General features: G+C 48.8%; 23 protein-coding genes. 2 read left to right on the top strand and 21 right to left on the bottom strand.

Features of this window, described 5'->3' with window-relative positions:
* Positions 1 to 150: 150 nt before the first annotated feature.
* The 4 genes from AN963_RS06140 to AN963_RS06125 form a co-directional block, all read right to left on the bottom strand.
* Entirely contained in the window at positions 151 to 1,668 is a 1,518-nt protein-coding gene (locus tag AN963_RS06140) for an AAA family ATPase (protein WP_055743637.1), read from the bottom strand.
* Entirely contained in the window at positions 1,661 to 2,188 is a 528-nt protein-coding gene (locus AN963_RS06135) for a hypothetical protein (RefSeq protein WP_055743636.1), read from the bottom strand. The genes AN963_RS06140 and AN963_RS06135 overlap by 8 nt, the downstream gene beginning before the upstream one ends.
* A 170-nt stretch (positions 2,189 to 2,358) precedes the next feature.
* Positions 2,359 to 2,841 carry a cell wall elongation regulator TseB-like domain-containing protein gene (locus AN963_RS06130; protein ID WP_055743635.1) on the bottom strand — a complete coding sequence of 161 codons (483 nt, stop codon included), beginning with the start codon at positions 2,839 to 2,841 and terminating at the stop codon, positions 2,359 to 2,361.
* A 29-nt stretch (positions 2,842 to 2,870) separates the two neighbouring features.
* Entirely contained in the window at positions 2,871 to 3,566 is a 696-nt protein-coding gene (locus AN963_RS06125; RefSeq protein ID WP_055743634.1) for a hypothetical protein, read from the bottom strand.
* A 134-nt stretch (positions 3,567 to 3,700) separates the two neighbouring features.
* On the opposite strand from AN963_RS06125, the gene AN963_RS31095 reads away from it, so the two are divergent.
* Positions 3,701 to 3,862 (top strand): hypothetical protein, encoded by a 162-nt coding sequence (locus AN963_RS31095; RefSeq protein ID WP_161827251.1) that lies wholly within the window; start codon positions 3,701 to 3,703, stop codon positions 3,860 to 3,862.
* 87 nt (positions 3,863 to 3,949) lie between these two features.
* On the opposite strand, the gene AN963_RS06120 is transcribed toward AN963_RS31095, so the two are convergent.
* The 15 genes from AN963_RS06120 to AN963_RS06050 form a co-directional block, all read right to left on the bottom strand.
* Complete coding sequence (locus AN963_RS06120; RefSeq protein ID WP_055743633.1) at positions 3,950 to 5,254, bottom strand: amidohydrolase; 1,305 nt, start codon at positions 5,252 to 5,254, stop codon at positions 3,950 to 3,952.
* A gap of 16 nt (positions 5,255 to 5,270) precedes the next feature.
* On the bottom strand, positions 5,271 to 5,894 hold the full coding sequence (locus AN963_RS06115) for a redox-sensing transcriptional repressor Rex (RefSeq protein ID WP_055743632.1): 624 nt from the start codon (positions 5,892 to 5,894) through the stop codon (positions 5,271 to 5,273).
* A gap of 16 nt (positions 5,895 to 5,910) precedes the next feature.
* A complete protein-coding gene (locus tag AN963_RS06110) occupies positions 5,911 to 6,807 on the bottom strand; it encodes a ComEC/Rec2 family competence protein (protein WP_055743631.1) in 897 nt (298 codons plus the stop codon).
* Between the two features lie 41 nt (positions 6,808 to 6,848).
* Positions 6,849 to 9,752: an ATP-dependent DNA helicase DinG gene (gene dinG, locus AN963_RS06105; RefSeq protein ID WP_055743630.1), complete on the bottom strand. Its 2,904-nt coding sequence runs from the start codon at positions 9,750 to 9,752 to the stop codon at positions 6,849 to 6,851.
* 94 nt (positions 9,753 to 9,846) lie between these two features.
* Positions 9,847 to 11,319 carry a tetratricopeptide repeat protein gene (locus AN963_RS06100; protein ID WP_055743629.1) on the bottom strand — a complete coding sequence of 491 codons (1,473 nt, stop codon included), beginning with the start codon at positions 11,317 to 11,319 and terminating at the stop codon, positions 9,847 to 9,849.
* 78 nt (positions 11,320 to 11,397) lie between these two features.
* Positions 11,398 to 11,781, bottom strand: coding sequence for an aspartate 1-decarboxylase (gene panD / locus AN963_RS06095; protein ID WP_055743628.1), 384 nt, complete (start codon positions 11,779 to 11,781; stop codon positions 11,398 to 11,400).
* Between the two features lie 31 nt (positions 11,782 to 11,812).
* Positions 11,813 to 12,673, bottom strand: a complete 861-nt coding sequence (gene panC / locus AN963_RS06090; protein ID WP_055743627.1) for a pantoate--beta-alanine ligase — start codon at positions 12,671 to 12,673, stop codon at positions 11,813 to 11,815.
* On the bottom strand, positions 12,670 to 13,530 hold the full coding sequence (panB, locus tag AN963_RS06085) for a 3-methyl-2-oxobutanoate hydroxymethyltransferase (protein ID WP_055743626.1): 861 nt from the start codon (positions 13,528 to 13,530) through the stop codon (positions 12,670 to 12,672). Before panB ends, panC begins: the two co-directional genes overlap by 4 nt.
* A gap of 259 nt (positions 13,531 to 13,789) precedes the next feature.
* On the bottom strand, positions 13,790 to 14,773 hold the full coding sequence (locus AN963_RS06080; RefSeq protein ID WP_055743625.1) for a biotin--[acetyl-CoA-carboxylase] ligase: 984 nt from the start codon (positions 14,771 to 14,773) through the stop codon (positions 13,790 to 13,792).
* Complete coding sequence (locus tag AN963_RS06075; protein ID WP_055743624.1) at positions 14,763 to 15,986, bottom strand: CCA tRNA nucleotidyltransferase; 1,224 nt, start codon at positions 15,984 to 15,986, stop codon at positions 14,763 to 14,765. The genes AN963_RS06080 and AN963_RS06075 overlap by 11 nt, the downstream gene beginning before the upstream one ends.
* Before the next feature lie 133 nt (positions 15,987 to 16,119).
* Positions 16,120 to 17,253: an N-acetyl-alpha-D-glucosaminyl L-malate synthase BshA gene (gene bshA, locus AN963_RS06070; RefSeq protein ID WP_055743623.1), complete on the bottom strand. Its 1,134-nt coding sequence runs from the start codon at positions 17,251 to 17,253 to the stop codon at positions 16,120 to 16,122.
* 18 nt (positions 17,254 to 17,271) lie between these two features.
* On the bottom strand, positions 17,272 to 17,967 hold the full coding sequence (gene bshB1, locus AN963_RS06065) for a bacillithiol biosynthesis deacetylase BshB1 (RefSeq protein ID WP_055743622.1): 696 nt from the start codon (positions 17,965 to 17,967) through the stop codon (positions 17,272 to 17,274).
* Complete coding sequence (gene mgsA / locus AN963_RS06060; RefSeq protein WP_055743621.1) at positions 17,967 to 18,374, bottom strand: methylglyoxal synthase; 408 nt, start codon at positions 18,372 to 18,374, stop codon at positions 17,967 to 17,969. Before mgsA ends, bshB1 begins: the two co-directional genes overlap by 1 nt.
* A 51-nt stretch (positions 18,375 to 18,425) precedes the next feature.
* Entirely contained in the window at positions 18,426 to 19,178 is a 753-nt protein-coding gene (gene dapB, locus AN963_RS06055; protein WP_055744469.1) for a 4-hydroxy-tetrahydrodipicolinate reductase, read from the bottom strand.
* A complete protein-coding gene (locus AN963_RS06050; RefSeq protein WP_055743620.1) occupies positions 19,178 to 19,519 on the bottom strand; it encodes a nucleotide pyrophosphohydrolase in 342 nt (113 codons plus the stop codon). The genes dapB and AN963_RS06050 overlap by 1 nt, the downstream gene beginning before the upstream one ends.
* Positions 19,520 to 19,740: 221 nt before the next feature.
* Here AN963_RS06050 and AN963_RS06045 point away from each other — a divergent pair, with 221 nt between their 5' ends.
* Complete coding sequence (locus tag AN963_RS06045; RefSeq protein WP_055743619.1) at positions 19,741 to 20,598, top strand: YitT family protein; 858 nt, start codon at positions 19,741 to 19,743, stop codon at positions 20,596 to 20,598.
* 70 nt (positions 20,599 to 20,668) lie between these two features.
* Here the strand turns inward: AN963_RS06045 and AN963_RS06040 are convergent, their stop codons facing one another.
* Together AN963_RS06040 and AN963_RS06035 are read right to left on the bottom strand one after the other, a co-directional pair.
* A complete protein-coding gene (locus AN963_RS06040; protein WP_055743618.1) occupies positions 20,669 to 21,484 on the bottom strand; it encodes a sporulation protein YpjB in 816 nt (271 codons plus the stop codon).
* Positions 21,485 to 21,533: 49 nt separating this feature from the next.
* Entirely contained in the window at positions 21,534 to 22,133 is a 600-nt protein-coding gene (locus AN963_RS06035; RefSeq protein ID WP_055743617.1) for a DUF1405 domain-containing protein, read from the bottom strand.
* Positions 22,134 to 22,204 lie beyond the last annotated feature (71 nt).

The following is a 22,204-nucleotide window of genomic DNA, read 5'->3' as shown; positions in this document are numbered from 1 at the left end:
TGTATGTTCTCCTGTACCTAGGTTAATGAGTACATTCTATGTATGGGGCTATGCTCAGCATCGGATATGGATGTAGGTGCGCTTTGGAATTCCTGCGCCTAACAAAAACCCGCCGGCCAACAGGAACTCGAGTGGCTAGCGGGTTTCGTATTATACAGCGACATGTTCTTTCGATTGGTTTTTCTCTAGCAATGCGCGGAACTCGTCTCCTTGCAGCACTTCTGAGTCTAGCAAGGTTTGGAGACTGTTCTTGAATACGACATCACATTTGCTTAACATTTCACGCGTTTTCTCCAGCAGGTTTTCCAGCAAGTGTTCCACTTCATCGTGGATACGCGTTTTATCGACAAACTGCAAATGGACGATTCCTAGACGAGACATCCCACTCTGCACGATTTCCTGTGCCATTCCCAACGCTTGCTCGAAATCGTTCTTGGAGCCCGTACTGCGACCACCGTAGTAAATTTCTTCTGCGACGGCACCACCCAGGCTTACCATGATCTGCTTTTCCATCGAATCTTTCGTATACAAATAGCGGTCTTCTAGAGGATTTTGACGCACGTAGCCCAAAGCTTGACCACGTGGACTCAACGTGACCTGGGATACCGAGCCCGGACGTACCATTTCGCTCACAATCGCATGGCCCAATTCATGCAAGGCCACCCGTCTTTTTTCTTCCTCAGAGGCTTCCCGGTCCACTTTCTCACCGAGCATGACTTTATCTACGGCATAGGCAAAATGTCGAGATTCGATCTTACTGCTGCTGTCACGCATGGCGTAAATCGCTGCCTCATTGGCGACGCTTTCCAGCTGTGCTCCGGAAAAACCAAATGTCTCTTGCGCCACTTTTTCCAGAACAACATCAGAGCCCAACGGCTTGTTTGCCGTATGAATCGTCAAGATTTGCTCACGTGCAGGCTTGTCTGGCAAGTCGACATTGATGTGTCGGTCAAAACGCCCCGGACGCAACAGAGCCGAATCCAGCATGTCCTTCCGGTTGGTAGCTGCCATGACGAGAACACGTGGCTTGTCACTCGTAGCCACCCCATCCATTTCCGTCAGCAGCTGGTTCAAGGTCTGATCATACTCTTTTTGCTGCTGGCCATCCCGTTTTCCACCGATGACGTCAATCTCATCGATGAAGATGATCGCACTGTCTTGACCGTTTTTCTCAGCCATTGCTTTCACTTCTTTAAACATTTCGCGAACGCGCTGGGCACCTACACCCACGTACATCTCTACAAACTGGGAGCCAGAGGCAGCCACAAATGCCGAGTTGGTGTAATTCGCGGCGGCTTTTGCCATTAACGTCTTACCAGTTCCCGGAGGACCTGTCAGCAGTACCCCTTTAATCGGGCGAATGCCATATTGCTCAATCTTGTCCTTGTACACCAAAAAGTCCAATGCTTCTTTGAGCTCCTTCTTGGCACGTTCCTGACCACCGATGTCAGCAAATTGAATATCGCTTTTTGGAATGACGTGCTTGCTCTGTTTTCGCTTGCTGCCAAGCGCAAAGTTACCACCCTGCCCGCTTTGCTGACGATTAACCATAAATAAAATCGCCCCGATAACTACGGCAAACAGCACAAACGGCACGATGTTTACACCTAAAAACAACAGAAAGATCAAGACTCCGGGAATGACACCGATCAGTAGTTCTTTACCCACGAGCCGTCACCTCTTCTTCCATGGTACGGGGAACAATCGTGTAGAAATCCTCCGTTCCCTTTTTTAGATACACGTAGATGTTGTTGTCGTCCATCAAAGCGGATGCATCGTCGAGCTTATGCTCTGTTTTCCACTGCTCCACCAGCTGTGGAATACGGCTGTATTGATGAAGGTCAATCGCTTCCGTGAATACAAACTGACCGTTTTTCCAAATATCGTTCAAATCCTGCGATTGATTGTCCACAGAGATCACGACTTGCTTATTGGCAGAAAGCTTCGAGGTCATCTCCAGCAGATTGCGGTACTCTTGTGGAAACGCTTCAGGCTTTGTTACTTTCAAATCTATTTCAATCTTGTCTTTGCCTACATCGAGATGCGCCAACGACGCGGATTGTAGCTGTCCGATTTCTGTACGGATCGGTTCCTCGATCTCAATCTTTTGATACAAGAACCATCCACCGAACAGGAGAGCGAGTGTCGCTACCAAGGACATCCCAATCGTACCTTTTTTCATTTGCACAGCTTCTCCCCCCTGCAAATACGTTCTATTCTCTCTCTTCAACGCAATCAGTATATCACATGAGTATATCAAATTGTTATACAGTTCTTGGCTGGAGTGCCAAATCGGGTGAAAAAGAACCAAAAAAAGACCTTTCCAAATAGGAAAAGGTCTTTTCGTTACTTCTTTGTTCAGGAAGTCGGTGACAATACATACGAAGCTAACAAAGTGCCGTTAAACAAATCGTAATGAAGATAATGGAACCGACCGTCCTTATCTGTCAGTGTTACTTCCCAAAAACGTTTCTCATTTTCCAAGCCAGGAACAATGTGCGTGATCGTTGCTTGAGGAAATCCTTTTAACACGGCAGCCTCTACGTTTTTACGCGGTACGGCTAGATCCATGCGATCAAATGCTGCAGTCTTGTCCGTCAACCACGCAACGACAGGTGTCCCCGCATTGTTTTTCCCCAATACGACCGCGTAACTTTGTTTCCCTCTGTACTCATCAATTGAATCAACCTGGCTGATCGTCGTGCGTTCTTGAACCCACTGCATTACCTGGTCATCAAAGCTATTTCTTTCCCCTACGACGGAAGAGGTCAAATGGTAAGTAAATCCTGCTCCAATCAAAAGCAGAGCGGCGATTACCACCACGGTTATTCTTACAGCCACAGTCTAATAACTCCTTTTTCCTCATGACGTCACAGGCGGAATCGGAGTTCATCGCGTTTCTCACCTGCACTCGTCTTCATTTGCAACTCAATATCCATTTGCCGAATACTCCCTGAGGCAGGCTCGTACCACAGCTGATAGGTGACTTCAATCCCTTTTGCCAGTTCTGGTGTGATCTCGTCTATCGGAAAAGAAGGCCCTAACCAAAGTGTGAGCAGGGAAGTCACTTCTCGTGCCGGCATAGACAGTCGAAATCCCCTCCAGCCTTGACCGCTCGGGTCTTGTACAGACTGAGGAGTCACGGACTGCAGGACACTTTTAATCAATGCCGCATGTTCATGCGGGGTGTAGAGAGCGTAAGGCAACGAGGTATGCTCCTGAGTCTGCCCATCTATTACTACGTTTACTTTCTGTTCGGCGTTACGGGAAATTTCTAGCGTATGCCCAGCAATCTCACCGGATAGCTCAAAGCTATCGTGCTGATATCGGCCATTCAAGGCTTGATCTTGCATGTACACAACAAACGTTCGCTCTTCCTCTCTCGTCAGTTGATCCAAAAGCATAGACAGCGTCACTGAGTCATATCCTGCTCCTGCTCCCTGCTCCATGACTCGTCCACCTTTCATGTCGCTCTGGTTTCCGATTGTCCCTAAAGCGATGCCTACGAAGAAGAGACTCAGAAAGATGGGTACGAGCCACCAAAGCAGTTTGGGCCGGACATACATGTCCACACCCCCCTGTCCCGTTTTTGTCTAAGCCTATGCTATACGGGAAGGTTTTAGAACAGGACGGAAATGTTGCTAATCATAGCATGAGTCTCATCGGTCATACTACATGTACACCCCGAGGAGGTGAGCGCGTGAAGAGCTCTGGGCAAACGACATCTCCTGACGTACTAGGGTTTTTGTTACAGGAATACCGCGTCTCCTGGGCAGCCTTGTCTTCACCACTGCGTAACTCGTCACACACACCCAATCTTCATTTTCGCCATCATCCCCTGACCGAGTTGTGGCGAAAATGAACACGGCATGCTGATGTTGTTGTATCCAATTTCCCCTACCTACACCTAAACATCTCTTTACTCCTGTCCACACCTGACAGGAGCCTTTTATCGTTGTAAGGTCTGGAAGATGCGGTTGGCTTCAAAAATCGCACGCTCTTCATCCAGGGTCAACAACTGATGATTGCGCATCAAATACTTACCCGCTACGATCGTATCTTTCACATCACGACCATTAGCAGCGTAGACAACGTGTGAGATTGGCTCATGCGCCGGATGGAAATGCGCTTGATGACTGTCCAGTACTACAAGGTCAGCCTTTTTCCCTACTTCAATCGTACCCAGACTATCAGCCTGGAACACACCTTCTGCACCATAGCGAGTCGCCATACGCAATGCTTCCTCAGCAGGTACAGCCACAGGGTCGTTGTTAACCCCTTTATGAAGGATCGCTGCTAGCTTCAACTCTTCAAACAAGTTTAGGTTGTTGTTGCTTGCAGAGCTGTCTGTACCAAGCGAGACGCTCACACCTTTTGCCAGCATTTTCGGCACTGGTGCGACACCGCTCGCCAGTTTCAGGTTACTCACCACGTTATGGGAAACTTTCACTTGGTATTTTGCCAAAATGTCAATCTCTTCATCCGTCAGATGTACGGCATGAGCGACGAGCGTCGGGCGCGCAAACATTCCTAATTTTTCTAGGTGAGCTACTGGACGCAGACCGTAATCCCGTTCGTTTTGTCCCACTTCCCATGCAGTCTCTGACATGTGGATGTGCAGTGGCAGCGACAGCTCGTCCGCTTTTTCGATGATCTGAGTAATGAACTGCGGATCGCATGTGTATGGCGCATGAGGAGCCATCATGACAGTGATACGACCGTCGGCTTGATTGTGCCATTCCTTCGCAAATGCGGTCGCATCTTTTAATTTTACTTGGCGCTCTTCTTCCGAGCACAGGCCGATCATCCCACGGCATAGACGTGCACGCATGCCAGCTGCATCGACCGCTTTTGCCACTTCATCCATGTGGTCGTACATATCTACGAACGTAGTCGTACCAGTACGAATCATCTCGATTAAGGAAAGCTGTGTGCCCCATTTCACGTGATTGCCCGTAAATTGAGCTTCCAACGGCCACATTTTATCTTCCAGCCATTGCTGCAATGGCAAGTCATCCGCATATCCACGCAAGAGGGACATCCCTGCATGACCGTGTGTATTGATCAAACCAGGCAGGATGTAATCCCCTTTCTGATCGATTACTTCGTCGTAGCCAGCTTCAGAGAGATCTTCAGGTGTAGGTCCTACATACGTAATCGTGTCGCCTTCAAAAGCTACGGCGCCATCGTGGATGACTTCGTTGCTATCGTTTACGGTAATAACAGTTGCGTGGATCAGGATCGTTTTCTTCATGAATACACTCCGTTCTTTACGTTAAGTAATAAGCCAAGCTTTGCAGATTGGATGTCACATCCGCATAGTGGATTCGCACATCTTTGCCAGCACGAATGGTGGTTGGCGCAAAGTTCAAAATCCCTTTTATTCCCGCTTCAGTCAATTGATCACATACGGATTGCGCTGCTGGTGCAGGAACCGTGATAATCGCCAACTTGATCTGCTGATCAGCGATTGTCTGAGCCAGCTCTTCCAAAGGCTGAATCGGAATACCTGCCACATGTTTTCCCAGCTTATCGGGATCACAGTCAAAAATAGCTGCAATCCGCATGTTATCCTTCAAATAAGCGTTGTAATTACTGATCGCATGGCCCAAGTGTCCTGCCCCAACCAATGCAACCCGAATTTCATCGGTCAGTTTGAGGATCTGGCGAATTTTTTCCACCAGGTAATTGACATCATAGCCAATCCCTTTTTTGCCAAAATCCCCGAACGTGGCGAGATCTTTTCGGATTTGCGCTGGGTTGACGTCCAGATTCTTGCCCATTTGTTGGGAGGAGACAGTTGCCACCCCCACTTGTTGCAAATAACTGAGGTAGCGTAGATAAATCGGCAAACGGCGGACGACCGCTTCCGAAATCTTTTCGTGTTTGGCCACGTTCGGTCTCCCCTCTTTATTTCTTTTGCTTCAGTATCCGGTAGTCCTTTCCATTCGACAAGATCGTGATGCTCCCATCGTGACTGGTCATGTACGTCTCTGCCCATGATTCGCCCAATCGTTCCAGTACTTCGGAATGGCTTTCTTTCATATCGTCACGGAGCTTACCCGTTTGGATAATGGCCACCTGTGGGTCTACCTGAGTGAGAAAAGGCTGGGAAGAACCTTGATTGCTTCCCTGGTCCCCGACCTGCAGCACCTCGGCTTTTAACTGATCTGCATGACGTTCCAGCAACCGTTCTTCCGCTTTCTCATTGATTCCACTGGTAAACAAAAAACGCAAATGACCATGCTGCAAGCGAAAAACCAGCGAATTATTTTGAGGAGATAAAAACAGCGGCTCCTCCGGTAGCAACACCTGCATGCTCACTACGTCTCCCAGCTTCAGTTCAGACTGATTAATGAGTGCCATCCGCTTTTGGGGAGGATGCATGGGAAGAGCTTTGGTGATCGTTTGCAGGGTTAGTTTGGGGAGAATCACGGTGTCAATCAAAAACTGCTCTGTAAGCTGCGGATAGCCACCCACATACTCCGGTTGATCGTTCGTAATGACTACGTAATCCAACCTCGTCAATTTTCGCTCTGACAATCGTTCAAACAAAACAGGCCAATCCTCTGCACTTCCCGTATCGATCAGCATCGTCTTGCCACCGGGCAATCGGATGAGCGTGCTTTCGCCATGAGGAAGTGCAAAATAGGTAATGACAAGACCGAGGAAGTCTTGCTCATTCTCACTGGCATACGGATCTTCCACCTTCACAGCACTCTGCGACCTGCTATCGAGTGAGTATGCCAAGAAGAACGCCGCGCAAAACCCCAGCAGTAACCAGCGCCATTTTGTTTTCCATCCCATCTATTTTATCACCTAAATCCCTGGGAGACTATTGCTTCATTTTATGAGTCAAGCAGGGAGGGCAGACCGAGGAAAGTCGCAATTCTCTCGCGCAGCGTTGGCCACGGACCACTCTCTACCTGGTATGGCGGTAAGGATTGCAAGAAGGAGCGACCGTATCTGGCTTCCACCACTCGCGTATCCAAAACAATGACGACGCCGCGATCCAGATGATGGCGAATCAATCTCCCTACACCTTGCTTGAACATGATGACAGCCTGTGGCAGAGCCATCGACATGAAAGCATTTTTCCCTTCAGTCTTTAGCAATTCCGCACGCCCCTGGTAGACCGGATGATTCGGAGGAGTAAATGGCAGCCTGACAATCACCAGAGCGCTCAAGGCTTCCCCTGGGATATCCACTCCTTCCCAGAAGCTGCTCGTTCCAAGTAGCACGCTTTTCTCGACGGTTTGAAATAAACCTACCAGCTTGCTTCGGTTGTTGCTGTCGATGCCGTGTCCCAAAAGCGTATACGATTCTTCAGCATTCGCGAACCGTTCCTTCATCGCGTAATACACGAGGCGCAGCATAGAGTGTGAGGTGAACAAAATCATTGTCCTGCCTTTCGAAGCTTTCACGACATCTATACAGCCCTGCACCACAGCGTCCAGATACGTTTGATCGTTTTCCTTGGCCGGTGCCGGAAAATCTGCCGGTATAAGCAGCAACCCCTGTTGATCGTATGCGAAAGGAGAAGGTAGCGATAGCGTACGGACACGCGACTCCGGCAACTGATCTAGACCGAAACGGCTCATCACGTACGAAAAGCTGTTCTTCACCGTCAATGTCGCCGACGTGAGAATCAGACTCTGCTTTTGGGCAAACAGCGGTTCTGACAAGGAATCGGACACTTTCAACAGCGCTGCCCAGAGATGCACCTGCTTACGTGCTGTCCGAGACTCTACTTCCATCCAGTACACGTACCCTGGATCTTGCTCCAGCAGAAAGAAATGCAACAGCTCCACGACTTTTTGCCACTCATTCAATAACCCCAAGAGGTCCGTTCGCAAGCTTCTTAACGCAAATGGCGGTTTTTCTTCGCTCGGAATACCCTGAACAAGCCGCTCCAGAACTTCAGCAAAAGCCGTCATGCTCTCGATGAGCTTGCTCGTCGATTTTTTAATCCTCTCGTGTTTGCCAGAAAAGGATTCCATACGATAGCGGACCGTTTCTCGTCCTGCATCAGTCGTTTCTTCTGCCCGATCCGATGCCCATGCGTACAAGAGCTGTGTCCAATGCTGCGCCTTGTCTCGTAATTGGGAAGACAACTGCCTGAGCTCTGCCAACTGCTCCGAAACAAAAGGCTGCGGCGCTCCTAGCCAGCTCTCCCATTCTTCCGCTAAGCGGGACAATACGCCACCTTCTTCCACAGAAGCTCGATCGAACAAAAAGAGCAGCTGTGTCGTGGTAAATTGCTTGCCCATATGCTGAGTCGCAGCGTCTTCCAGATGATGTGCCTCATCGATAATCGCTACTTCATAGGGAGGGAGGATCCTGTTTTCTGCTTTCAAGTCACTGATCAGTAACGCATGGTTGACGATCAGAACATCTGCGTCTTTTGCACGATCCTTTGCCTGAAAGTAGTAGCATCGACTAAACCATGGACAAGCTCTGTTCAAGCAAGAACCGGTATCGCTTTTGACCTGCTGCCAAAACATCTGTCCAGTCGGAGGCATGCTCAGTTCTTCCACATCACCTGTCTGCGTCTGAGTCAGCCAGGTCAGCATTTGTCCTTTGACCAGACGCATTTCCTGACTGCTACCTTCGACTGGTTCCTCCAATGCCTGCTCGAATTTACGCAGACACAAGTAATTCCCTCTTCCCTTTAACGTCGAGGCTGTAAATTCGAAAGGGAGAGTCTGCTGCAAGGTCAAGATTTCTTTAGTAAACAACTGTTCTTGAAGTTGGATGGTATTCGTACTGACCACCAGTTGCTGTTGATTCTGCTTGGCCCAAATGATACCCGGTAGCAGATAGCCTAGCGACTTGCCCGTTCCAGTTCCCGCTTCTATGAGGAGATGAGAGCCATCCTCCATCGACTCGAATACAGCGTGCATCATGGCTTCTTGAGCGTTTCTACGCTGATAGCCTGGCACATGTACGGGCATGGTTCCCTGCTCGCCAATGACACCTTCTAACATCTCTGCAAAAGGTATCTCCGGCACTTCTTCGTGCTCGGGACGCTGGAAGGAAGCAGTCAGTTTTTCCTCCCGCTTGCGCAGAGCCAATTGCCGATAAATATCCCACATCCCTGAAGGTTCGTTCGGGCTAGTTTCTGCATCTAGTTGAGGGATCGTCGCCATCTTTTCCATTTCCACATATCTCAGAAGCGCGTCGATATCCGAACGAAAGGAAGAGACCAGCATTTGTAACCGCTGAATTGTCACTAATGGCATATTTTCCAAAATGTCCATCAGATGCAGAAACAGCTGGGCGGTTGCCATCGCGTCACTGTCTGCCTGATGGGGGTTTTCGTGCTCGATGTCCAATTCTGACGCCAATTCACCGAGACGATAGCTATTTTGCGTAGGCATCAATACTCGCGATAGCTCCACCGTATCCAGTACGTAGCCATCAAATGCATAATAGCCCTGACTCAGCAGGGCTTCTTGCAAAAATTGGAGATCAAAACTTGCATTATGGGCGACAAAGGCCCGTCCATCCAGCATTCGGAGTAACCGTGGAAAGACTTCTTCGAGGGACGGAGCGTCTGCTACCATTTCCTCCGTAATCCCCGTTAATTGCGTAATAAAAGGCGGGATAGGCTGTCCGGGATTCACCAAAGTGGAGAAGCTATCTGTCACTTGCCCATCATCGATCGCTACCGCTCCGATCTGAATGATGCTGTCCCCTTGGCGCGGATGGCTTCCCGTTGTTTCAAAGTCTACAACTAATAATCGATTCAAACGTTTGTCACCTCGTAACCTGGGCGGATCCTTGCATCCGCTCCCCTCCTCATTCTTCGGCAACGGCGGGGGTTTTTCCTGCTTTTTTGCACAGTTATGGCTGGAGCAGTTCTGTAATGGAAACTCGCTCTCCTAATTTGCTCGCGCATAGCTGCATATAAATCGGTACTTCCCGAAACTGATTGGCATGCGGGAGTGTCCTTTGAAAATACTGTTCCGCTATTCGCCAGTTCTCTTCGACCACTGCCAACCGTCCCAGATGAAAATATCCGAGTGAGCGAACATATGGCTCCTGATCTTCAGTGAACTCTTTGGCCAAACGTTTCGCAGCCTGTAGTTCCCCGATCTTTTCATAAGCGGAGATCATCCCGGACTGCCCCAGCCGATTGTCTTTGTCTTTCTCGAGCATATGACGGAATGTCCCCATCGCTTCGTCCACCTTACCATCGAACAGGAGCATCCAGCCGTAGCTAAAGGTAAAATCGTCATGAAGCGGTGCGAGACTAATTGCCTTTTTGAGTAAAGTCAATGCCCGCTTGGTCCCTGCGATCAGCCACGTGTTCCAGGCTAATCCATGCCAAGTCCAACCTTCTCTTGGCAGTCTTTCCGTCAAAAAGTGATAGCAAATTTGGGCACGATGATAATTCCCGACGGACTCGTACAAAGAAGCCATTTCCTGCAATGTATCGTTATCCAGATCGCGAGTCGGCAATTGCAACGAAGCGGGAGGCGAAAGCTCTGTGGATTCATCCATCGTTTGAAGCAGTTGAGCTGCACGCAACCAAAGCATTTGCGCTTCCCAATCGTCTTCGTCCTTTTGCAAGTACTTCTCGATCTCATCCATTGCTTCTTGGGCATCCCCGTCCTTGAGGTAGCAGAGCGCCAGATTATAGCGAGCTTCTTCTTGTTCGGACTTCACTTCGAGGGATGATTTAAAAGCTTGTACGGCTTCCAGCCAATGCTTTTCTTCAGCAAGAATGCAGCCCATCGCATTGAAACTGCTCGATACCACAGTAGGTGAACTGGCTGACCTACTCAGTAAGCGGAACTCACGAAAAGCATGCTCCTGCTCCTCGCAAAATAACAGGCTGTAGGCATAGTACAATCTGCCACTCTCCCAATCAGGAGATAGCTGGATCAATTCCTCAAAGCACTTTTTTGCATCCTGAAACATGCGCAGATGATAAAAGCCTTCTCCACGTCGAAACATGGGCTCGTACGGATTGGTATCTTTTGACGGACTCACGCTTTCATTCCCGCTTTTTTGCATAGCTGAACCGGGCTCTTTTTTCAGCGTATTCTTATTGGATGCTTCGTTGGCCACAGCTACTTGTGTATGGTTGTCCTCGGCAGGTAGCTGTCCTTCCATTTGCTTGATCTTCCGAATGGCATTGGACAAGCGCTCCTCAAACTGCAGCCACAAGTCGACGACGGTATCGCTTACTTGACGCAAATAAAACAATTGATCGGCAAACTGCAGCCTTTCCTGCTCAGATGCATCCGACCATTTCTCTTCGATCGTTTCCGCTTTTGATCGCAGCGTTTGGAACCAGTCTTCTATTTTCACGCAAAAGCCACCCCCTATGAGGCGTGAGTACTCTCATTGTCTCACAAGGTGGGTGGCTCTATGCAGATCAAAGACTACTTAGAGGATGGTCGCGTGGATTTCTTCTCCGAGCAATTCTTTGATTTGATTCTTTTCGTCCATGATGGCAACACGTGGTTTGTACGTGCGTGCTTCTTCGTCAGTCATCATAGCATAGGCGATGATAATGACAATGTCCCCCTCTTGTACGAGACGGGCAGCGGCACCGTTCAAGCAAATAACTCCACTTCCTGGTGCTCCTTCGATTACGTACGTCTCTAGTCTTGCGCCATTGTTGTTATTGACGATTTGTACTTTTTCATTTGGCAATATATCCAACGCATCCATCAGATTTTTATCAATCGTAATGCTACCGACGTAATTCAAATTCGCTTCGGTAACCGTTGCACGGTGGATTTTAGCCTTCATCATTGTGCGGAACACAGGTAATCCCTCCCCTTGTCTCTTGTACGTCTCAGACGTAGGTAATCAAGTTGTCAATCAGACGTGTCTTCCCGAAACGGACAGCCAACGCCACGATGATCGATTCTCCCGGAATGGGCTGCTCTACTGGCACTAGGTCAGGGTAACGCAGCACCTCCACGTATTCAATGGAAGCAAGCGGCATGGCTGAAATCATCTCAATCATGCGCTTTTGAATTTCAGGCAGCGCAACGCCTTCTGCTAGCCAAGCCTCCGCTTGCTTCAGACTACGGGAGAGAACGAGTGCTTCACTGCGCTCCTCCTGCGACAAGTACACATTGCGTGAACTCATTGCCAAGCCGTCCGCTTCACGAATAATTGGGCATGGTACGATCTGAACAGGCATCGACAAGTCAAATACCATTTGCGTAACCACTGCGACCTGTTGCGCGTCCTTTTGTCCAAAGAACGCAAAATCAGGCTGAACGATCTGGAAAAGCTTTGTCACTACAGTCGCGACACCATCAAAATGTCCAGGGCGCGATTTCCCGCAGAGCAGCTCCGTTACATTGGATACCGAAATATTGGTCAAGATCGGTTTTGGATACATCTCAGTTACTTCAGGCGTGAACAACAGATCGACGCCACCTGATTGGGCCAACTCCCGATCGCGCTCAATGTCGCGCGGATACCGTTCAAAGTCCTCATTTGGACCAAATTGCAGCGGATTGACAAAAATACTCATGACGACCAGATCGCATTTTTCTCTTGCTGCCTTCGCGAGGCTCATATGACCATCATGCAAGAATCCCATAGTCGGTACGATGCCGATTTTCTTCCCTTGACGTCGTGCTTCCTGTATATGAACGCGCATGTCTGCGATGGTTGAAATCTGCTGCAAGGTCTGTATCATGATTGGGCAACTCCTTCACCGTACAACTGTTTGATCGTATCTTCCGAAGCGTGGAACACGTGCTCAGGGGCAGGGAAACGCCGCTCCTCGACTTCCTTCACGTAACCGGCTACTGCTTCACGGATTGTGTCCCCGATTTCTGCATACCGTTTCACAAACTTAGGTGTAATTTGGGAAGCATAGCCTACCACGTCATGAAAGACGAGAACTTGTCCATCGCAAGTCACGCCCGCACCGATGCCGATTATCGGGATGTCCAATTTTTGGGAGATCATTCCCGTCACTTCCTCTGGTACGCACTCCAGCACGATCGCAAATGCTCCCGCTTCCTGCAAAGCGATGGCGTCTTCCAGCAGCCGCTGAGCTTGTGCCAGGTCACGCCCTTGCACTTTGTAGCCTCCGAGCTGGTGAACGGATTGTGGTGTCAAGCCGATATGTCCGACAACCGGAATTCCTGCCTGTACACAACGTGTAACGAGCTGGGCAAGTTCTCGACCACCTTCCATTTTGACGGCTTTTGCAAAGCCTTCCTGCATGAGTCGACCTGCATTTTTCACCGCTTCCTCCACCGTTCCGTGATAGCTCAAAAACGGTAGATCCGTTACGACGAAAGCTCGTTTTGCTGCGCGCGTCACTGCTTTTGTGTGATGTATCATGTCGTCCATCGTCACGGGGATCGTAGAATCATAACCGAGTACGACCATCCCCAACGAGTCCCCTACCAATATCATGTCCACTCCCGCTTCTTCAACCAATTTGGCAGATGGGAAGTCGTAAGCTGTCATCATCGTAATGGGAATGCTCGCTTCTTTCTTTTTTCGAATGTCGGAAGTTGTAATCTGTTTGCCATTTGCCATTCTTTTCACCTCTGTACGCACCTAACCTGTGGGCAAATGGAATCAAAAAACCTTCTCGCCGAATACGGGAGAAGGTTGTCCATGCCAAAGAGACATCATACGTCTTTACGGATTCCTTCTGTCTCGGTCCTCACAGGCTCTGAGCAGATTCTTGTCCATACATCATTCATTTATCTATACGCAATAAGACCAAAAAATACTCCGGGAGTACCGTTCACGTCGTGATACAGCCTCCACTTTATGGAGTATAGCAGAAGATTTATGGATTTGCACGATAATTGACGTCAGCAGAATACACTTTATGGATAGCTCCAGCCTGATCTTGCACCATCAATACACCTTCATCATCCAAAGCAATGGCTCGTCCTTCGAGCTTTTGTGAGATAGTCTGAACATTTACCCAACGTCCGATCGTATACGAATTCGCTTCCCATTCTGCTTTTACCCGTTCGAAGCCATTCTGCAAGAAGTAATCGTACTCTTCCTCGAAGAACCGGCAAAATTGCTGAATGAAGCGGACCCGTTTCACCTGCTCTCCAGATTCGATTCGCAGCGAAGTCGCAATCTCGGCTAATTCCTGTGGAAAGTCTTCCGCGACACTGTTTGCGTTCACGCCAATTCCAATGACCAAATAGTTGACCCGATCCGATTCCGCATTCAGCTCAGTTAAAATCCCACACACTTTTTTATCACCGATGAAAATGTCGTTCGGCCACTTGATCTTGACAGGCAGTCCGGTTTCTTCACGAATGGTACGGGCAACACTGACAGCTGTCAAGAGAGTCATTTGAGGCGTCTTTGGCAACGGAATGGCAGGACGAATGATCAGACTCATCCATATTCCCGTTCCTTTTGGAGAGTGCCACTGACGGCCTAGACGACCCTTCCCGCCTGTCTGCTGTTCAGCTAGGACCAATGTCCCTTCTTCCGCGCCTCTGGCTGCAGCTTCGTGGGCAAGTGGCTGCGTAGACTGTACTTCATCATGAGCCATCACCTGCTGACCGATACGCTGGGTATTCAAGCCTGCCGTAATTTCGGCCGCAGATAGTCGATCTGGAGCAACAAGGAGTCGATAGCCCGATTTACGGACGGCTTCAAATTCGTATCCGTCCTTTCGCAACTCCTCAATATGCTTCCAAACCGCTGTACGCGAGCAACCGCATGTCTGGCTTAATTCTTCTCCAGAAATGAATTGACCCGGATGATCGTGAAACGCTTGTAAAATGACCTGCTTAATGTTCATCTCTTGCAACCTCTTTCTTCGCTACCTCGATCAAGGCTTCCTGAGTATTCGGTAATCCATGCAGGGCCGTTTGAGACAACAAGCTATTCAACACTCGCCAAATCCATTCTCCTGGTTTTTTCTGCAGGGCTACCTGTAAATCTAAGCCGGTCACCGCAAGCTCTTTCACAGACTTGACCGGCATTTTTTCATACTCCATTTGGAGACTCTCGAAGAACTGTTCGTCATGTTTGGTCCACCAGCACGCCTGTATGATTTGAGCCAGCTCTCGACATGTATCCCAGCCCACTTCCAGCAGAATCGGTCCCCACTCCAATTCGTGAGGAGCATCCCATTCCGGATTGATTCTCTCCAAGATACCGACGAATGTGGAGATTGCTTCTGTCTCCCGTTTGGACATGCGCAGCTGAGCACACACCTGACGAGTAGCTTCTTCGTCAAAATCAGCCGCGTAAAACAGCATGGACCATTTCTGCGATAACGAACCCAGCTGGACTAGTCTCCACGCTTGAGCACCAGCTTGTTCAAACAGTCGCTCCAAAAGTGGTGAATAAGCGAAAAGCTTCGTTTCGATCAACAAGCGGCAGCCTGTTTGTGGCGCTTGACTGTCCAGAGTCTTGTTCAGCTCTTCTCTTACCCTTTCAACGGCAATGTGCGACAGGTACGGTGCTGTTACTTTCATCGCAGCCAGCGTCTTAGGCTCGATTGCAAAGCCGAGCTGCGCGGCAAAGCGGACTGCCCGAAGCAATCGCAAGGCATCCTCCTGAAACCTCTCAGCTGGGACGCCTACCGCACGTACGAGACGCTCTGACAAATCCCCTCGCCCATTAAATGGATCCTCTAGCTCATTTTGGAGGTCCATTGCCATCGCATTCATGGTAAAGTCTCGTCGTTCCAGGTCAAGCCTCAATTCGTTGACAAACTGGACATCGCTCGGACGGCGATAATCCTCATACTTTCCTTCCGTCCGATACGTCGTCACTTCGAATAAATAACCGTCTTTTTTCACAGAAACCGTCCCGTGTTTGATCCCTGTCGGAACATGGTCGGGAAAGAGACGAATCACGTCGCCAGGATGGGCATTCGTACATATATCTATATCGTGCACGGGTCTTCCGAGCAGCCAATCGCGGACGCAACCACCGACAAAATAGGCTTCAAAGCCATTTGTCTCCAATGTTTGCAGCACGGTGATCGCCAATTCTTTTCGCATGTTCTCTCCCTCCATTTCCGCCCCGTCCGCCTACTAAAGGAGGAATTTCTGATGAAATTTTTATACGGGTTGTTTATCTTACTTTCAAAATTGCATCAGATGGCAAAAAGCAGCTTGCATCGACCGTAAGAGGCTACCTGCGCTCTCCGTCTACTTTGAGAAGTTGTTCATAGAGTGCTTCGTATTGGGAAGCAATCGTTTCATGGCAAAATGTTTCGCAAGATCGTTCAATGCTGTTTTTGGAGAGTTTCTCGTACAGCGCTTTGTTTTGCAATAAACAAATGGTTTCCTCCGCCATTCCCTCTACATCACCAATGGGACGCAAATAGCCGGTAACACCATCCAGGACGACTTCCGGAATTCCACCCGCAACAGAAGCAACCACGGGGACTCCACAAGCCATTGCTTCCAGAGCTACCAGGCCAAAGCTTTCCTTTTCGGAAGGCAACAGCATGACATCTGCCAAAGATAGCACTTCCGCCACGTCCTCTTGCTTACCTAAGAAACAGACATCATCCGTCAATTCTTTCTCTGCGATCATCTTGCGTACGACACCCATCTCCGGTCCTTCTCCAATTAGAATCAATCGAGACGGAACCGCTTCGCGTACCTTGGCAAAGATCTCGATCACATCTGGCACTCGTTTGACTGGTCGGAAGTTGGAAATGTGCATGAGGATTTTTTCGCCGTTCGGAGCAAACTTTTTCTTCAACTCTCGTACATCTTTAGGATAATAACGTCTTTTATCTACAAAGTTGTATACCGGCACAATTTCTTTTTCCACATGGAGCAATTCTTTTGTTTGGCGAATCAAATCTTTGGATACGGCAGTCACGAGATCACTACGCTCAATGCCAAAGCGAATCATATCACTCAGATTGGAGTCATACCCCAGTACCGTGATGTCTGTTCCGTGCAGGGTCGTCATAATCTTGAGATGATCACCGACCATCTGCTTTGCCAGGAAGGCGCACAGCGCGTGTGGTACAGCATAATGGACGTGTAACAAATCCAGTTTTTCATTTTGAGCGACCTGAGCCATTCGGTTTGCCAGCGTCAGATCGTACGGTGCGTATTTAAATACATCATAGTTATTCACTTCTACTTCATGATAAAAGATGTTTGGATGAAATGCGCCTAGGCGAAACGGCATCCCTGAGGTGATAAAATGCACCTGGTGGCCTCGCTCCGCCAACAATTTGCCTAATTCAGTGGCAACGACGCCCGATCCTCCTAATGACGGGTAGCAGGTGATCCCGATGTTCATTCTCGGTGTCACTCCTTCTTACAGGTTGGCCAATACATAAGGCGTAGCACTCATAAAACCTTCTGCATAGGTGACTCCAGCTTGCTGGCCAAATAGACGCTCGCGATACTCGACACTTTCCAAATACCCGTTTGTAAGCGGCGTCGTTACACTGCCTTCTTCCAGTTCAAACTGGCTGCGATAACACCGCAAGACCTCCATTTTTTCTGTGTAAACGGAGGTGATATCAACTACTACTTGTGGAGTGACAGTAGAATTAATAAAGTAATAAAGAAATTGACTAGGGCGGTAAGCTGGATGAGACTCATCTGGTTGATACTTGCGAATGCCAGAATTAAAAATCGCTTCACGGACGATCCTGCTGACACTCTCATGATCGGGATGGCGGTCCTGATAGTAAGGAGCCAATACGATTTGCGGGCGGGTACGTCGAATCAGGTCAACTACCCGACTGATTGCCTCGCCTTTGACTGCTTCCAATCCACGATCGGGCAAGCCTAAATTAAAACGTTCTGCAACACCCATCACTTTGTCTGCAGCCGCTGCTTCTTGTTGGCGACGTTCTACATCTCCATTGGATGACAGCTCAGCATATGTCAGATCCAAGATGCCGACGCGCTTGCCTTGTTTGGCAGCCAGCAACAAGCTGCCAGCTGCTCCGATCTCTACATCATCCGGGTGTGCGCCAATCGCCAATATATCGAGTGCACTCATTACTCTTTCTCCTTATGTACCACGTCTCGCCAATCCAGCTCCCCACGCTCCAATGCTTTTAACAAGATTTCCGCTGTACCAAGGTTCGTGGCAAATGGAATTTTATGAACGTCGCACAGTCTGAGCAAAGCCATAATGTCCGGCTCATGGGGCTGGGACGTCAAAGGATCTCGCAAAAAGATGATGAGATCCATTTCATTACGGGCGATCATGGCACCGATCTGCTGATCACCGCCAAGTGGCCCGGAGAGAACACGGCTGACAGACAACGACGTCGCTTCCATGATTCGAAGGCCTGTCGTACCAGTGGCAAAAAGGACATGCTGGGACAAGATCGATTCGTAGGCCATCGCCAGTTGAACAATCTCTTCCTTTTTCCGATCGTGGGCTATTAAAGCAATTTTCACGCAAACCTCTCCCTCTGTGTTCACTCGAGATCGCTTATTTTAAACAATCGTTTAATCAATCAAATGTTCCAAACCGTAAATCAGACTATTCATGTTCACCACAGCTTTTACGGCCATGTTGACGCCAGGCATGAAGGATTCGCGATTGATGGAATCGTGGCGAATGGACAAGGTCTGCCCTACCGCGCCAAACAATACTTCCTGATGGGCAACCATTCCGGGAAGTCGAACACTGTGAATACGGAAGCCTTCGTACTCCGCTCCACGGGCACCAGGAATGGTTTCCTTTTCTTCGGGATGTCCTTGCTTGAGATCTTCCCGTACAGCTGCAATCATTTCCGCTGTTTTCAGGGCGGTCCCACTTGGCGCGTCAAGCTTGCGGTCGTGGTGCAGCTCAATAATTTCCACATGTGGCATGTACTTTGCTGCCATCGCGGAAAACTTCATACACAGAATGGCACCGATCGCAAAGTTAGGGGCAATGATTGCTCCCAGCCCGGCGTCCTGATAACGTTCTGTCATTTCCTGCAGCTGTTCTGGTGTCAAACCAGTCGTGCCCACTACTGGGCGTACTCCGTATTTCAAACAAATTTCCATGTGGCGATATACGCTATGCGGCGTCGTAAAATCCACGAGGACATCTGGCTTCATCACTTCTAGCTGCAGACGGATGGACTCGTCGTCTCCTCTGGTGTCCAGATTCCCCGTATAGACTGACTGAGTATCTTCCCCCAGCATTTTCACAACTTCCTGGCCCATTCGGCCGTTCGCGCCCGCTACTGCCACACGAATCTGTTTTTCCATCATGACTGACTCTCCTCTATTCTCGTCCAGCGATCTTTATCGCGTGTGTTAAATTTGTGCATAATACGATCAAACGCTTCTTGCATATCAATGCCGAGGGAATTGGCAAAACAGATCACAATGAAAAGCACATCTCCCAGCTCTTCTTCTACCGTTTTTTCGCCCTCGTCGCGTTTTTTCGGCTTTTCGCCATAGAAGTGGTTTATTTCTCTGGCTAGTTCACCTACTTCTTCGGTCATCCGTGCCATCATGGAGAGCGGTGAAAAATAGCCCTCTTTAAATTGCGATATGTATTTGTCCACTTCCTGCTGCATTTCCTGCATGGTCTTTTGCCGTTCCATCGACTCACTCCTTTACCTAGGCATGCTTCTCTCTTTCACTTATCGTAACCGAAAAGGCTTCGTTTGCCAAATCTCAATACTTCCGCTTTCCAGCATATGGACAATCAAATAAACGTTCCATTATAATGGCATTCGTATGGCTTTAGGTAACTTGCGATTTACCTGCATTTCATGTCGATCGGGATCGCAACCAAAAACCGATTGGCGAACAGGAGGACTTTATGAATGTACGTCTCAAGAGCATCATTGCCATCATCATCGGTTCTGCAGTCATGGGTTTCGGCATCAACTCGTTTAACATTCCCAATCACCTTGCAGAAGGCGGAATTACGGGTATCAGCATTCTAATCAAATTGCTGTTTCCGGTCGTGGATCAAGGGGTTGTGTTCTTAGTATTGAACATTCCATTGTTTATCTTAGGATGGAAAATCCTTGGTCGGACGTCCTTTTTCTATACCATTCTCGGTACCGTGTCGCTCTCCGTCTTTTTATCGGTCTTTGATAAGGTATTGCCATTACCGATGAATGATCGTCTGTTGGCTTCGCTGTATGCAGGCGTAGCCGTAGGTGTCGGCCTCGGTATCATTTTCCGCTATGGGGGCACAACTGGTGGGGTTGACATTATTGCCCGTCTGCTGCAAAAACACATGGGTGTCAGCATGGGCAGAACCTTGTTCCTGGGAGACATCCTGGTGATTGGAGCATCCTTGTTCTATTTGAATTTGGAGAGCGCGATGTACACTCTCGTCGTCGTCTTTATTGCTGCACGCGTAATCGACTTCTTCCAGGACGGAGCATACGCAGGGAAAGCCCTTACGATCATTTCCGAGCACACGGAAGAGATCTGCAAGCAAATCCTTGAGCTGGGCCGCGGTGTGACCTTACTTTCAGGCAAAGGCGCGTTTTCGGGAGCGGATAAGCAAGTGATTTATGTAGTCGTCAGCCGAAATGAAGTCATGCGCTTCAAAAATATCGTCCAGGAAGTAGACCCGCATGCCTTTGTCATCGTTAATGATGTGCATGAAGTGCTGGGAGAAGGCTTTACACTCGATGAAAATAAGCAGCCGATTCAAAACTAACTTCCCTTCCATAAAAAAAGACGTAGGCAGCAACACATATGCCCGCGTCTTTTTTCTTCGTTTTTCGTCCTTATGCCGAACGAATTTGCCCATCGTACTTCTTCCATGCTACATACGACAACGCAATCAAAAGCGCAATTCCGACAGATACAATCATGACCATCGGGGAATCCGGACGCATCATTAGCAGTGCAAATGTGCTCTTCTCTTCTCCGACGAACGCGGCCTGCATGGAGCCATTCAGGTCACGCAAAGCTTCCCTTACCAATTGCCAATCCATCTGTGAATTGCGCATTTCCTTGGAGATGACATTATAGGAGGCCGAGATAGACGACATCTGCCCTTCCGGAAGCTGAATGCTCATCGCCGGTTTGATTGCCAGATACAATCGATAGTTTTCATCAAACTGTTCGCGGAACTGTGTAAAATTGCGTTCGACGGCAGATTGCTGCAAATTTTGCACCTGTGTCGCAATCGAAGGATAGTAACTTCTCCACATTGGTTGATGCACGTGCGTCAGTGCGTCTATGGCTACTCGCACCTGTGTCGCGTGCCACAGAAGCTGCTGTTCGCTCACATTGGTTGAGGCAAAGCTTTGTTTTGCAGCGAGGATAGACTGGGTGACCGCATTTAGGCTTTCGATCCGAATAGGGATTGGCAAGTGCTGATTCGGGAACTGCTCCGCCAGCTGGACAATCCGTTTCTGTGCGTTCTCGATGTCCCCTTTTTTTACATTCGTCAAAAGTTCATGTGCGACCTGATCCAGTGCAGCCAGCTGCTTTTCTTCAATTGGCTGATCCAGCTTGGAATAGAGATTGTGAATCGGCCATGAAAGGAACAAACCAACGCCTAAGAAAAATAACAAATAGCGGATGTTTTTCTTCAACGCAAAAAACCTCCTTTCCCTTGTACAGACTATGGAAAGGAGGACAAGATTAGACCTTGTTTATCGTATACTTGCTATTTATAAACCAAATGACGGATATGGAAATCAAGCTGAGCAAGACAGTAAACAAACCAACAAACCCTTCGTATGGATCGAGTACACTCGGCAACCACGGATGGATGTTCATTACGTAATCAAGAAAGTCGTTATTCAGGGTCCACAATGCCGCGATTCCCACTGGTAGCAGACTCAGCTTGTAAAATCTTGCATACAAGACTGATTCCACAGCCATCCCTGAATGCGAGATGATCAACATTACGTCCGTCCAACGCACTTCATTCCCCATCATCCATCCAGCTAAGATAATGCAGACCGCCCATACACCATATTTAAAATTGGTTATGCCAGCCAAAGCTTCCAGTACAGGAATGTGGCGACCCAACAAATAGGTAAGAAGAACCAGCGTAAAGAGTCCGCTACCTGTCGGGCTATCCGGAACAAAAGGTGTTAAGAACGCAGGCGTCTCTGCTAATTGATTTCCATACCAGATAAATCCGTATATGGTACCGAGCAGATTGACGACAAATAGCGTCCATAGAAACCATCTTTTCTTCAACGAATGCCTGATCCACTCCCATATCCAGATCATGTTTATCGTCTCCCGCTGTGTACGCCGCTAAAGAAAAAGCTGACCTTTTCGTCAGCCAGCTTTTTCCCTAT

Source organism: Brevibacillus choshinensis (assembly GCF_001420695.1).
Taxonomy (GTDB): Bacteria; Bacillota; Bacilli; order Brevibacillales; family Brevibacillaceae; genus Brevibacillus; species Brevibacillus choshinensis.
This window is presented reverse-complemented; position numbering and strand designations above follow the sequence as displayed.

Excerpts from the sequence above, each read along its gene's own strand:
- panC (WP_055743627.1), bottom strand. The coding sequence starts at position 12,673 with ATGATACAGACCTTGCAGCAGATTTCAACCATCGCAGACATGCGCGTT.
- AN963_RS06050 (WP_055743620.1), bottom strand. The coding sequence starts at position 19,519 with ATGGAACGGCAAAAGACCATGCAGGAAATGCAGCAGGAAGTGGACAAA.
- AN963_RS06110 (WP_055743631.1), bottom strand. The coding sequence starts at position 6,807 with ATGGGATGGAAAACAAAATGGCGCTGGTTACTGCTGGGGTTTTGCGCG.
- panB (WP_055743626.1), bottom strand. The coding sequence starts at position 13,530 with ATGGCAAATGGCAAACAGATTACAACTTCCGACATTCGAAAAAAGAAA.
- AN963_RS06080 (WP_055743625.1), bottom strand. The coding sequence starts at position 14,773 with ATGAACATTAAGCAGGTCATTTTACAAGCGTTTCACGATCATCCGGGT.
- AN963_RS06125 (WP_055743634.1), bottom strand. The coding sequence starts at position 3,566 with ATGTATGTCCGGCCCAAACTGCTTTGGTGGCTCGTACCCATCTTTCTG.
- dapB (WP_055744469.1), bottom strand. The coding sequence starts at position 19,178 with ATGGAAAAACAGATTCGTGTGGCAGTAGCGGGCGCGAACGGCCGAATG.
- AN963_RS06035 (WP_055743617.1), bottom strand. The coding sequence starts at position 22,133 with ATGATCTGGATATGGGAGTGGATCAGGCATTCGTTGAAGAAAAGATGG.
- AN963_RS06045 (WP_055743619.1), top strand. The coding sequence starts at position 19,741 with ATGAATGTACGTCTCAAGAGCATCATTGCCATCATCATCGGTTCTGCA.
- AN963_RS06120 (WP_055743633.1), bottom strand. The coding sequence starts at position 5,254 with ATGAAGAAAACGATCCTGATCCACGCAACTGTTATTACCGTAAACGAT.
- bshA (WP_055743623.1), bottom strand. The coding sequence starts at position 17,253 with ATGAACATCGGGATCACCTGCTACCCGTCATTAGGAGGATCGGGCGTC.
- AN963_RS06075 (WP_055743624.1), bottom strand. The coding sequence starts at position 15,986 with ATGCGAAAAGAATTGGCGATCACCGTGCTGCAAACATTGGAGACAAAT.
- bshB1 (WP_055743622.1), bottom strand. The coding sequence starts at position 17,967 with ATGAGTGCACTCGATATATTGGCGATTGGCGCACACCCGGATGATGTA.